We start from the raw sequence: 12,740 nt of genomic DNA on the forward strand, positions 1-12,740 counted from the left end.
TTGAAAGAACTCGTTGTAAAATATAAATTGGTAATTAAATTTATACTTACTTTTTTGTTGGTGTATGTTGTGTTTTCGGTGTTATATCATTTTTATTTGGAGTTTTCAGATGGCGCGACATATTACCCCGATTACTTAACGCATTTAGTGGCTCAACAAACCCAAAACTTGTTAAATGGTTTTGGTTACAACACGCAGGTTTTGCCCCACCCAAACGAAGCCTCGATGCAACTTATAGTTAATGGCACCTATTTAGCTCGGGTAATAGAGGGCTGTAATGCGGTAAGCGTAATTATTTTGTTTGTGTCTTTTGTTATAGCGTTTTCGGGCAAATTAAAAACCACATTGTTTTTTATACTTTCTGGTAGCGTATTAATTTATGCGGTTAATTTATTGCGCATTGCTATTCTGTGTATGGCGCTTTACCACTACCCGGAACACGAAGGGGTTTTGCACGGTGTAGTTTTTCCGGGTATTATTTACGGTATGGTTTTTTTATTGTGGATTTTTTGGGTAAATCGGTTTTCTAACTTAAAAAACAAGCATGGGTAAATTAGTTAAATACGGATTGCTTTTTGTGGGTTTCGGATTATTGGTTTTAATCCGATGGTTTGAAAACGACTTGTTTTACGACCCCTATCTAGCCTTTTTTAAAAACGATTATTTGTATGCCGATAGCCCAAGTGTTGAAGTTTTTAAGCTAACGGCGTTTACCGTGTTGCGTTTTGTTTTAAATACCTTTATTTCTTTAGCCATTTTATTTGTGATTTTTAAAGAGAAAAGCATCGTTAAATTTTCTGCGCTTATTTATATTATTGCCTTAGTTTTATTAATGGCCGCATATTTGTATTTTGTTTTAAACCCAAAACAAGAGACCTATTATATGTTTTTTAATGTGAGGCGGTTTTTAATTCAACCTATAATTTTAATCTTGTTATTGCCGGCGTTTTATTATTATAAACTAAAGCATTAACTGTTAATCATTTTATAAAATAGGGAGTATAATTTTTATGTTTTTGTATTTTTGCTCTGTGATAAAACCGTTTTTACATAAAAGCTTTTCAACGTTACTTGCACTTTTAGTGTTGTTTTCAACCGTGTCTTTTACTATTGAAAAGCATTTTTGTGGCGATATTTTAGTTGATGTAGCCTTGTTTACCGAAGCCGAAAAATGTGAAATGGAGGTTTTAGAAATAAAGCAGAACAAAACCTGTTGTAAAGATGTTACCAATGTTGTTGAAGGACAGGATGAATTGAAATTTTCTTCTTTTGAAGATTTAGAATTTGAACAGCAACAGTTTTTAGCATCTTATGTTTATTCGTATATCAATCTTTTTGAAGGGTTGCCAAATCTTATTATTCCTCATAAAGATTATTCGCCGCCAAATCTGGTTACGGATATTCAGGTGCTTCACGATACTTTCCTAATTTGATTTATTTTTTTTGTCATTCCTGCAAAGGCAGGAATCCACTTGTGCAATACAAATTAAAATAATATCAAATACAAAATCATGACACATACATATACAGTTACGGGCATGACCTGTAAGGGCTGTAAAACTTCTGTTGAAGGTAAATTGAATGCTTTAAAGTATGTTGTAAAAGCTACGGTAAATCTTGAAAAAAGTGAAGCGATTATTGAAATGTCTCAGCATATTTCAACCGAAACTATGCAAAAGGCTTTATCTAATAAATACACCATTTCAGAAAAAAAGGAAAGGAATGTATTTAATCCTTCAGCTTTAAAAGAAGAAGAAAAAAGCGATTTACAGCAGCTGTTTCCGTTGTTTTTAATCTTTGCTTTTATAATTGGCGCATCGGTTTTATTGAATTATAAGCCGTGGAATACCAATGGGTTTATGCTAGATTTTATGGGCTTGTTCTACATTGTTTTTAGCTTCTTTAAATTTTTAGATTTAAAAGGATTCCCAGAATCTTTCAAAATGTACGATCCCGTTGCAAAAGTCGTTCCCGTTTACGGATGGGTTTATCCGTTTATAGAGCTGGTTTTGGGCTTGCTTTTTTTAATGCGTATTCAAATCCCAATGGCATTAATAATCACATTAATCATTTTAAGCATTACAACTATTGGCGTAACAAAATCGCTGATAAGTAAAAAAACGATTCAGTGTGCTTGCCTCGGAACTGCCTTAAAATTACCGATGACGAAAGCCACATTTATTGAAAACAGCATTATGATTGTTATGGCTGTTATCATGTTATTAAAAACCTATAATTAAGCCCATAATGGGCATTAGGCATTGCAAAAATTTAAAAAAATGAAATACTTAATATATATATTATTAATGCTTCCGATAGTTAGCTTTTCGCAAGACAAAATAAGCGGAATTATTATGGAAGCAAACGATAAAAATGAACACATAGGATTAGCGGGAGCTAACGTATATTGGCTCGATACCACTGTTGGCACCGTAACCGATATTGACGGAAAATTTACCATTCCATATAAAAAAGAATACACTAAATTGGTAATTAGTTATGTGGGTTTTAAAACCGATACCATAACTGTAAAAGAGCCAAAAAAGGTGCATCATTGGTTACAACCAACAAAAGATTTAGATGCAGTAACCATTACGGCAAGAAAGCAAACTACGGTTAAATCGTTTTTAAAAGCCACTAATACGTTTACGGTAAGTAGCGACGAGTTGCTTAAAGCGGCATGTTGTAACCTATCTGAAAGTTTCGAGACCAATCCATCCATAGATGTTAATTTCGCCGACGCCGTTACCGGTACACGACAAATTAAAATGCTGGGTTTAACGAGTCCGTATATTTTAATTGCTACTGAGAATATACCGTCCATTCGAGGCGCATCACAAGCTTTCGGGATGAGTTTTATTCCAGGAACTTGGGTAGAAAGTATTCAAATTACCAAAGGAGCGGGTAGCGTTGTAAACGGTTTCGAGAGTATTGCTGGCCAAATAAATGCAGAACTGGTAAAACCAGCAACCGACAATAGACTTTATGTAAACGCCTATGCCAATGCCAACGGACGCTTGGAATTAAACACCCATTTTAATACCCCGGTAAACCATAAATGGAGTACAGGCCTGTACTTACACGGCAATCTGCGCGACCAAAAACACGATAAAAACAACGATACCTTTTTAGATATGCCTTTGCAAGAGCAAATTAATATAATGAATCGTTGGCAATATATTGATGCAGAAAACGGCTTTATAGGTTTTGTAAACCTAAATTATTTAAATGACGAAAAACAAACGGGACAAATCAATTTTAACCCTAAAACAGATAGAAGAACTACCAATGCTTGGGGCAGTGAAATTGATACGCGCCGTTACGAAATCTCGACAAAATTAGGTTACGTAAATCCAGAAATCCCATGGCAAACACTTGGTTTGCAAACGGCTTTTAGTAGCCATAAACAAGAATCGTATTTTGGATTGAATCAATACGATATCAAACATAACAGCTTGTATGCCAATGCTATTTACAACTCCATTATCAGCGATTCCAGACATAAAATTAAAACAGGAATTAGCTATACTTACGACCATTATGATGAAATTGTAAATACAGATGATTACGAAAGAACCGAGCAATCGGTCGGGGCGTTTTTCGAGTATAATTTTGATAATCTCGATAAGCTCAATTTAACCGCAGGGATTCGAATAGACAAGCATAATTTAATGGGCACTTTTGTTACGCCCAGATTTCATGCACGATACACACCTTGGGAAAAATCGGCGTTACGTGCCTCGTTTGGAAGAGGAAAACGAAGTGCTAATATTTTTGCCGAAAATCAAAGTATATTTTCAACCTCGCGAGCTATTAATATATTAAATACAAATGGTGCTATTTATGGTTTAGACCCAGAAATAGCTTGGAATTACGGCGTTTCTTTTTTACAAGGCTTTAATCTTTTTGAAAGAAAAGCAGATATTACTTTAGATTATTACCGTACCGATTTTATAAACCAAATTGTTGTAGATTTTGAATCTCAAAACTTTGGGACGCCAGAAGTTAATTTCTATAATTTAGAAGGCGATAGTTATGCCAACAGTTTTCAGGTTGAAATGAATTATAATATGTTCGAGCATTTCGATTTACGATTGGCCTACAAATATTACAATGTAAAAACCCAGTACCAATCTGAAAAATTAGAAAAACCGCTAACGCCAAAAAACAGGTTTTTTGCAAATGCAGCTTACGAAACCCGCCCACAGGAAAATGGCGCACAATGGAAATTTGATACCACCTTTAATTGGTTGGGTAAACAACGTTTTTCATCAACAACCGGTAATCCGGTCCAATATCAATTACCAGAATACACGCCAACCATAGCCACTTTAAATGCGCAGATAACCAAAGTGTTTTCTCCTAAATTTGAAGTATATTTAGGCGGCGAAAACATAACAAACATAAAACAAGACAATCCTATTTTAGGAGCAAACAACCCTTTTGGGTCAAATTTTGATACAACCTTTGTATATGGTCCAATTTTTGGAGCCAGTTATTATGCCGGATTACGATTTAAAATAAAATAACTTGTCATTCCTGCGAAGGCAGGAATCTTATAAATTGAAACTTAATTATCATCAAGTGGATTCCTGCTTTCGCAGGAATGACAAAAAAACAGAATTAAATAGTTTCCCGCTTTCGCGGAAATAAAAAACAAATTATATAATATGAAAAAATTAATGATTTTAGCACTCATGCTAATAGGAACAGCAACCTTTGCGCAAAACAAAAACCAAAAAGCATCCATTGAGGTAGATGGGGTTTGTATGATGTGCAAAAAACGAATAGAAAAAGCATGCCTAAGCTCAAAAGGCGTAAAGTCTGCCGTTTGGAATGTTGATACCCACGAGTTGAAATTGATTTACGATGCCCGTAAAACCGATTTAAAAACCATACAAAAAGCAATTGCTAAAGTAGGCCACGACACCAAAGAAATAAAAGCTACCGATGAGGCCTATGCTAACATACACGCATGTTGCAAGTACCGCGACGAAGCTGTTGTTGATGAGCACAAAGATTAGTGTTGTTTTTTTAATGCCCCAACAAGCTGTTTCATTCCAACCGTAGCCGTTTCGGCAAAAACAGTTAAGTGTTCTTTACTGTTAATATTGGGTTTGGGATCAATAAAATACGTTGGTGTTTTTTCGGGCACATAATGCATTAAACTTGCCGCAGGATATACTTGCATGCTAGTGCCAATAATAATTAAAATATTAGCAGTTTCGCAAATATTGATGGCTTTTGGTATCATGGGGACATCTTCACCAAACCACACGATATGTGGTCTTAGTTGGTGTCCCTTTTTACAAAAATCGCCTAAAAACAAATCGGTTTTCCAATCTTTAATATCGGTTTCATCAAAAGTACTTCTTACTTTTAAAAGTTCGCCATGTAAATGGATTACATTGGTGCTGCCAGCACGTTCGTGTAAATCGTCAACATTTTGGGTAATGATGCTTACTTTAAAATCGGTTTCCAATTCAGCCAAATCAAAATGTGCTGTGTTAGGTTTAACTTCAAATAATTGCCTACGGCGTTGGTTGTAAAAATCTAAAACCAATTCTGGGTTGGCAGCAAAACCTTCGGGTGTGGCTACTTGCATAACATCGTGCCCTTCCCATAAACCATCTGCGTCTCTAAAAGTTTTAATGCCACTTTCGGCACTCATGCCTGCTCCTGTGAGTACTACAATGTGTTTCATAATAGTAGTTTTTTTTTATTCCGCGAAAGCGTTAATCCATTCAAAGATACTAACTTTAACGCCATTGTGAATCACACTTTTTTGTTTTGCCAGCACTGAGCTTAGTTGAAATGTGGCAATCTTTAAATTTAACTACACAAAAAAAGATTAGCACGTTACTTTGTTCCTCGTAATGACATTCCGTATTTTTGAAATATGACTGATTTAAAACTTCTCGAACATTTAGAAGGCTATTTAACCGAATCGCGAAAAGCACGTTTTGATACCGTTTTGTCGCAGCGCACCAAACATTTTACGGTAGCAACCGAAGATGTGTATCAATTGCACAATACCAGTGCTGTTATTCGTAGTTGCGATGTATTTGGTGTTCAGGAAGTTAATATTGTTGAAGAGCGAAACTCGAAACGGATAGATAGGGAAATTGCTATGGGCGCACAAAAATGGGTGGATGTAAACCGCTTTCATTCGGTAAAAGATTGTTTGCAGGATTTAAAACATAATGGCTACCAAATCGTGGCAACCTCACCACATAAAAACAATGCGTTGCTCGATGATTTTGATGTAAGCAAAAAATCCTGTTTTTTCTTTGGAAGAGAAACCGAAGGCCTATCGCAAGAGGTTATAGACGAAGCAGATTGTTTTTTAAAAATTCCCATGGTTGGTTTTACCGAGAGTTTAAATATTTCGGTTTCTGCGGCAATTATTTTGCAACATGTTACCACCAAGCTAAAACAAACCCATATTAACTGGCAATTAACAGAAGAAGAAATACTTGAGAAACGTTTAGACTGGATTAAGAAAACCATTAAAAGCTACCCCGATATTGTGGGGCGGTTTTATAATGCCCAAAAAAAAACGTAAATTTATAACCATAAACCAATAAGTAAGAGTCATGTATATAGTGATTTACATTATTGTTGGGTTTCTGGCCATTATTGCTTTAGTTGCTTTGCTCGCCCCAAAAACATACGAAGTTAACAGAAGTGTTATTGTAAATAAACCAGTTTCAGAGGTGTTTAAGTATTTAAAATACTTAAAAAACCAAGACCAATGGTCGCCATGGAAAAAGAAAGATCCAAACATGAAACAGGAATTTATAGGTGTCGATGGCGAAGTGGGGTTTATCTCTAAATGGCAAGGAAACAAACTTGTGGGCACGGGCGAGCAGGAAATAATAGGCGTAGAGCAAAACAAGCAGATAAGTTCTGAGCTTCGTTTTTTCAAGCCTTGGAAATCGGTATCGAGCGCTTTTATAAAAGTAGATGGGGTTGATGCAACCCAAACCAATGTAACATGGGGTTTTACGGCAAAAAATCCGATGCCCATGAATATTTTTATGCTCTTATTTAATTTTGAAAAAACCGTAGGGAAAGATTTTGAAGCTGGTTTAGATAGTTTAAAAGACATTTTAGAATCTTAGCTTATTTTACTGCTAAGCGTATTCGAAGCATTTTGATGATATAATAAATTTTTTAATTATGAAAAAAAACATGGTAGGTTGGTTTGAAATTCCTGTTGCAGATATGGATAGAGCCAAAGCATTTTACGAAACGGTTTTTAATATAGAAATTGCTATTCACGATTTTGGAGAAACATTAATGGGTTGGTTTCCATTTGAAGAAGGAAAAGAAGGTGCAGCTGGTTGTTTAATTATACAAGAATCTTATGTGCCAAGTCAAGAAGGAACACTAGTATATTTTATGAGCGACGATGTGCAAATCGAACTCGATAGAATTGAAAAAGCTGGCGGAAAAATTCATCAACCCAAAACCAAAATTTCTCCAGAATATGGTTTTATGGCTGTTTTTATTGATACGGAAGGCAATCGGGTGGCACTACATTCAAACGCATAAACGGCGTTATCTAAAATTATAATTTTACGTTAAACAGAACTTGTTTCAGTTTCGCAAAATCATATAAAATCAATGTATTGATATTTTGATATAAATTTAGAATGACGCTTAGTATTTCAGAATTTAGCATTATTAAAAGAATCACAAACGTTTACTACGCCCTCTACTTAATAGTTTATATTCTTCGTAACATTCGCTAATGGCATCTAGTATTTGCAAATCGTTTGCGGTTTGTATAAAACCTTTCGAGTAGTTGCATTGGCTTACAATTTCATCTAAATCCACACGATCTACTTTTAGTAAAACGGTAAGCATTTCCCTATCGAAACGCGATGCCAGAAGGTTTCTAATTTCATCATCTTGTTTCATTTTTTTAAGCTTGCGCAACTCGTTTGGTTTTTTTCCGAACATGCGGTATAAAAAATCGGCAGGGTTAAAAATAGATCCTAGTATCTTGGTTACCGCTGTTGGTTTTCCGGCTTCGTAACCCGTGCTTGGCAACCCGGAAATGCTGTAGCGGTAATTACGGTTAATTTCAGGTACTTGTTTAATGTCCACCTCTAAATAGCCGGTTAGTTTTAGTTGGCTTACAACTACCTCTTCTAGGGCTAGAGCTAATTCGGTGAGCTCTATTTTAGAACTTCCAAATTTCAACCAATCATTGGTTACCCTTACCTTTATGGATTTAAAACCTAAATAAGAAAAGTGTAATGTATCATTCGCTTTCGCGGAAATTTTAAACTCTCCCTTGTTGTTTGTTGTGGTACCGATAACCTGATTGAGGTTAACAATGTTTACGCTTTCCAACGGAGAATCGTCAGCAGAATTAATAACCACACCAATTACTTTGTTGGCATCTTGTGCTGTACAAAACGCTACCATTAGTAAAAAAGTAAAAAGAATCGTGTAGTTTTTCATCTGCAAATTTTTATTGTTTTCTAACGTCCTAGATGTAATTAGCCGTTAAAAATGTTGATTTGTATCAAAGAATTAATAGCTCATTTTACGGTATTAATTGGGTAACACAGATTAAGTTGTAAAAGTACTAAACAAAACGTTAACCTTAGGCCAGTACTTTTCATTTTGACTTAAAATTAACAAAAAAGTTTTGATTCCCTTAAAAACAGAAATCAAAACTTTAATTGAAAACCTTTGTAAAAGTTCCGAGGAGTATATTTTTTCCTAGCGTCTAGAACGTCTAGGTATTGAGGGGCCTGAGCCAGAATTGGAGCGTCTTGGTTTGTCTGAGCTGGAGTTTGTGTTGCTGCCGGAGCGTCTTGGCTTAGAGTAAGAATCGCCGCCGCCACGTCTTTCGCTTCTGTTGCCAGAGCCACCACGCCTGTCGCTTTTTCCGCCACCACGCTTGTCTTCGCGTCTTCCGCCACTGCGTTTGCCATCGCGTCTTCCGCCGCCACCGCGGTTTTCAGAAACTTCAACATTTACAAATCGGCCGTCGTGTTTAAAGTCTGTAAAGAATGCCAGTACTTTTTCTTTTAATTCGTTTTCTGTATTGAAAAACGAAAAGCTGTCTTTTACTTCGGCTTTAAAAATATCGTCTTTACCAAGGTCAAGCTGTTCCCTTAAAAAGTCTTTAAGCTTCATCCAGTCAAACCCATCTTTTCTGCCAACATTAATAAAGTAACGTGTCGAGTTTTTGGTTCCACCATAACTGCGTCCACCTTCACTATCAAAAGAACCTTCAGCAATATTCAGGTTTTTGGATTTGTTGTAGTAGTTGTAAAAACGTGTAAACTCTACCGAGAAGAATTTTTTAATCAATTCGTCTTTATCGGTATCTGCAAAAAGCTCATTAATGCTTGTTAAATGCTTGTCGATTTCGTGGTTTATCTCGGTATTGTGTATTTTGTTGGCCAGAGACATGAGTTGCACTTCGCATATTAGCGCACCGTCAGGAATGTCTTTTTTCTCGAATTTTTGTTTGATTATGCGCTCTATGCTTTTTATTTTACGCACTTCGCTTTTAGAAACTATTACCATAGAAACCCCGGTTTTTCCGGCACGTCCAGTTCTGCCCGAGCGGTGTGTGTAAGTTTCAATTTCGTCTGGTAGTTGGTAGTTTATAACGTGTGTAATATCGTCAACATCAATACCACGTGCAGCCACATCGGTTGCCACAAGGGTTTGTATTTGTTTGTTTCTAAACGATTTCATTACCAGATCGCGTTGGTTCTGGCTTAAATCGCCATGCAATGCGCCGGCGCTATACCCATCTTCAATTAATTTTTCGGCCACTTTTTGGGTGTCGCGTTTTGTGCGACAAAACACCACCGAGAATATATCGGGGTTTGCATCAGATAAGCGTTTTAGCGCTTGGTAGCGGTCTCTGGCATTTACCAAATAGTATTCGTGCGATACGTTGCTGGTGCTTTCATTTTTATTGCCAACGGTAATTTCTTGTGGGCTTTTCATGAATTTCTTTGCAATGGTTGCTACTTCGCGGGGCATAGTTGCAGAGAACAACCAGGTGCTTTTGTCTTCTGGGGTGTGCGATAAAATCTCGGTAATATCTTCGTAAAAGCCCATGTTTAGCATCTCATCGGCTTCATCTAAAACGGCATATTCGATTTTGCTAATATCAACCAAACGTCGGCTAATCATATCTTTCATACGACCTGGGGTTGCCACTATAATTTGTGCGCCACGTTTTACTTCGCGTGCTTGGTCTGTAATGCTCGATCCGCCGTAAATAGCCACCACATTTAGTCCTTTGCAATACTTGCCGTACTGTTTTATTTCGTTTGTAATCTGCAAACAAAGTTCGCGGGTGGGCGATAAAATTAAACCTTGTGTGGTTCGGCTATCAATATCAATTTTTTCCAGCATCGGAAAACCAAAGGCAGCCGTTTTACCGGTTCCGGTTTGGGCCAATGCCACTAAATCGGTCTCCGAGTTTAATAAAATTGGGATTGCTTTTTCTTGTACTTCACTGGGTTTTACAAAGCCTAAATCTGTTATGGCTTGCAATAGGTGGTCGTTAAGACCTAAATCTTTAAATGTGCTCATTCTTGTTTAATGTATGCGATTATGTTATGTAGTGTTACATAAAGAAGCGCATCGACATACTTAACCTTAAACCTCTAGTAACACATCCTCAGTCTGAGGAATCTTGGTGAAATACAGATTTTAAAAGCTTAAAAAGCGTATTAAAAATTAACCTCTTGCAAATTTTTTGAGGTCTCAACCTGTTAATTTCGAGCGGCAAAGATACATTTTTATTTGGCACTTAGACTTTGCTCAGTATAAAATTTACGATTAACGATTTTTCGGTTGCTGATTTGAGTTATGGAATTTAAGTTTTTGGTTTTTTAGGGATTTTAAGTTTTTGGGCGTTTTAACACGCTTTCATTACTCAATCCCTCCTGCGTCGGGGATTTCAAACATGCCGTTCAATCGTTAACGCACTTATCTGCCAAGGTTATTGTAAAAGCCAATAATAGTAACGATCTGCTAAATATTAGCTGTTAAAATTGAAGTAAACGAGAAACAGATTCTCACGCTTTTTTTCTAATGAAAAAGCTCAGAATGACGCTGTATAACAAACAAAACGTCATTGCGAGGGAGGCACGACTGTGGCAATCTGTTTAATTATAGTTCGCCTTAAAATACATGTTGTCAAGTTTTAAAAAGGATTTCAAACATGTTGTTTCTCCCGATTGTTAACTGGACGATAACGAAATTGTTAACTAACTAATAGATTTAATTGGATGTTTTATTTATTGAAGGTTCGTTTAATGGTTCGTGGATATGCGCCTGTTTCAATGGCTTATATCCGCCGTTAAACGAAGGTATCGTTTTTTTCTGACAAAGTCAAGTTTCAACCAAAAACAAAAAACGACTTTGCTTTGCGCCATGGCAAGAAAAAACTACTTCCTCAAATTCTCAATCCGTTGCAACAACGTCGGATGCGAATAATGCATAAACACATAAGCGGGGTGGGGTGTTAAATTACTCAAGCTGTTTTTAGATAACTTTTTAAGCGAGGTTATCAATGGCTCTGCCTTATAGGTGTTTTTCGCATAATCATCGGCTTGGTATTCAAATTTTCTGGAGAACACATTCATAATCAATCCCGTAATTTCAGAAATAGGCGAGTAGAGGAGCCCGAAAGCAATCAACCCGATATGAAAACTCGGAATCTCGACACCCAAAGCTTGTGATAGCAACGGATTTGAAATAAACAACGATAAAATATAAAGCGTCAATCCCGTTAATAAAACAGACGCAAATAAATTAAAAATGATGTGTTTCTTTTTGTAATGCCCAACTTCGTGCGCTAAAACGGCAACGATTTCTTCTTCGTTTAAATCGTTAATCAACGTATCGTAAAGTGTAACGCGTTTTTCGCTGCCAAACCCAGAAAAATAGGCGTTTGCTTTGGTGCTTCGTTTGGAGCCGTCAATCACGAAAATCTTATCCAATTTAAACCCAACGGTTTTTGCATACGCCGAAATTTTATCGCGTAAACTACCAGCTTCTAGTGGCGATTGTTTATTAAAAAAAGGGACAATAAGTTTGGAGTAAAACATATTCATAAACAAAGTAAAAACAGCGACCAATCCCCAAGCATACAGCCAAAAGTGTTTTCCGGTAACGTTGTAAAACCAAATAATCAACGCTAAAATACCGCCGCCAATTATGGCCATCATCAACCAACCTTTAATTTTATCTAAGAAAAATGTTTTAACGGTTGTTTTATTAAACCCGAATTTTTCCTCGATAACAAAAGTGCTGTAATATGAAAAAGGTGTCGTGATAATATCGCTGCCAATCATAATAATTCCGAAGAAAATAAGAGCGATAATAATCGGGTTTTCGCTGTATGTTCGGGCGATGTTATCAACAAATTCAAACCCATCAAAAAATAAAAAACCTAAGGTTAAAAGTAGTGAAAAGGTTGAGGTTAACAATCCGAATTTATAATTAGTGGCTTTATAATTTTGCGATTTTTTGTATTCGGCTTCATCATAAACATCTTGCAATTCTGTTGGAATAGCATCGTTAAAATGTTTGGCGTTTAAGGCATCAATAATTTTATCGATTATAAAATTGATGACTATAATGGCGATGATGATGTAAAATAAAGTTGTTGATGTCATATTAATTCTTTACTGTCATTGCGAGAAGCTTTTTCAGCGACGTGGCAATCTGTTTGTTTTTAGTTC

13 protein-coding genes are annotated in these 12,740 nt (G+C 36.3%); 9 read left to right on the forward strand and 4 right to left on the reverse strand.

The window, feature by feature from the left end; all coding sequences use genetic code 11:
- The 6 genes from xrtF to ACFSQS_RS06455 all read left to right on the forward strand — a co-directional run bounded on the left by xrtF (position 1) and on the right by ACFSQS_RS06455 (position 5,024).
- On the forward strand, positions 1-552 hold the full coding sequence (xrtF, locus tag ACFSQS_RS06430) for an exosortase family protein XrtF (RefSeq protein WP_388015877.1): 552 nt from the start codon (positions 1-3) through the stop codon (positions 550-552).
- On the forward strand, positions 545-973 hold the full coding sequence (locus tag ACFSQS_RS06435) for an exosortase F system-associated membrane protein (protein ID WP_388015880.1): 429 nt from the start codon (positions 545-547) through the stop codon (positions 971-973). The genes xrtF and ACFSQS_RS06435 overlap by 8 nt, the downstream gene beginning before the upstream one ends.
- 61 nt (positions 974-1,034) lie before the next feature.
- On the forward strand, positions 1,035-1,433 hold the full coding sequence (locus ACFSQS_RS06440; protein WP_417398511.1) for an HYC_CC_PP family protein: 399 nt from the start codon (positions 1,035-1,037) through the stop codon (positions 1,431-1,433).
- Positions 1,434-1,511: 78 nt separating this feature from the next.
- Complete coding sequence (locus ACFSQS_RS06445) at positions 1,512-2,240, forward strand: heavy-metal-associated domain-containing protein (RefSeq protein WP_388015886.1); 729 nt, start codon at positions 1,512-1,514, stop codon at positions 2,238-2,240.
- A gap of 39 nt (positions 2,241-2,279) precedes the next feature.
- Positions 2,280-4,529, forward strand: coding sequence for a TonB-dependent receptor (locus tag ACFSQS_RS06450; protein ID WP_388015889.1), 2,250 nt, complete (start codon positions 2,280-2,282; stop codon positions 4,527-4,529).
- A gap of 141 nt (positions 4,530-4,670) precedes the next feature.
- Positions 4,671-5,024, forward strand: coding sequence for a heavy-metal-associated domain-containing protein (locus ACFSQS_RS06455; protein WP_388015892.1), 354 nt, complete (start codon positions 4,671-4,673; stop codon positions 5,022-5,024).
- Here the strand turns inward: ACFSQS_RS06455 and ACFSQS_RS06460 are convergent.
- Positions 5,021-5,704 carry an SIR2 family NAD-dependent protein deacylase gene (locus ACFSQS_RS06460; protein ID WP_388015895.1) on the reverse strand — a complete coding sequence of 228 codons (684 nt, stop codon included), beginning with the start codon at positions 5,702-5,704 and terminating at the stop codon, positions 5,021-5,023. The genes ACFSQS_RS06455 and ACFSQS_RS06460 overlap by 4 nt on opposite strands.
- A gap of 195 nt (positions 5,705-5,899) precedes the next feature.
- Here ACFSQS_RS06460 and ACFSQS_RS06465 point away from each other — a divergent pair, with 195 nt between their 5' ends.
- The 3 genes from ACFSQS_RS06465 to ACFSQS_RS06475 are packed head-to-tail and all read left to right on the forward strand — an operon-like array spanning position 5,900 to position 7,557.
- Positions 5,900-6,565: a TrmH family RNA methyltransferase gene (locus ACFSQS_RS06465; RefSeq protein WP_388015898.1), complete on the forward strand. Its 666-nt coding sequence runs from the start codon at positions 5,900-5,902 to the stop codon at positions 6,563-6,565.
- 31 nt (positions 6,566-6,596) lie between these two features.
- Positions 6,597-7,124 carry an SRPBCC family protein gene (locus ACFSQS_RS06470; RefSeq protein WP_388015901.1) on the forward strand — a complete coding sequence of 176 codons (528 nt, stop codon included), beginning with the start codon at positions 6,597-6,599 and terminating at the stop codon, positions 7,122-7,124.
- A 58-nt stretch (positions 7,125-7,182) separates the two neighbouring features.
- Positions 7,183-7,557 (forward strand): VOC family protein, encoded by a 375-nt coding sequence (locus tag ACFSQS_RS06475; protein WP_388015904.1) that lies wholly within the window; start codon positions 7,183-7,185, stop codon positions 7,555-7,557.
- 141 nt (positions 7,558-7,698) lie between these two features.
- On the opposite strand, the gene ACFSQS_RS06480 is transcribed toward ACFSQS_RS06475, so the two are convergent.
- The 3 genes from ACFSQS_RS06480 to ACFSQS_RS06490 form a co-directional block, all read right to left on the reverse strand.
- Positions 7,699-8,475, reverse strand: coding sequence for a carboxypeptidase-like regulatory domain-containing protein (locus tag ACFSQS_RS06480; protein ID WP_388015907.1), 777 nt, complete (start codon positions 8,473-8,475; stop codon positions 7,699-7,701).
- Between the two features lie 264 nt (positions 8,476-8,739).
- Entirely contained in the window at positions 8,740-10,581 is a 1,842-nt protein-coding gene (locus ACFSQS_RS06485) for a DEAD/DEAH box helicase (protein ID WP_388015910.1), read from the reverse strand.
- Positions 10,582-11,441: 860 nt separating this feature from the next.
- Positions 11,442-12,674 carry a M48 family metallopeptidase gene (locus tag ACFSQS_RS06490; protein ID WP_388015913.1) on the reverse strand — a complete coding sequence of 411 codons (1,233 nt, stop codon included), beginning with the start codon at positions 12,672-12,674 and terminating at the stop codon, positions 11,442-11,444.
- Positions 12,675-12,740: the final 66 nt, after the last annotated feature.

It is taken from the genome of Gelatiniphilus marinus, from assembly GCF_042684345.1.
Lineage (GTDB): Bacteria > Bacteroidota > Bacteroidia > Flavobacteriales > Flavobacteriaceae > Gelatiniphilus > Gelatiniphilus marinus.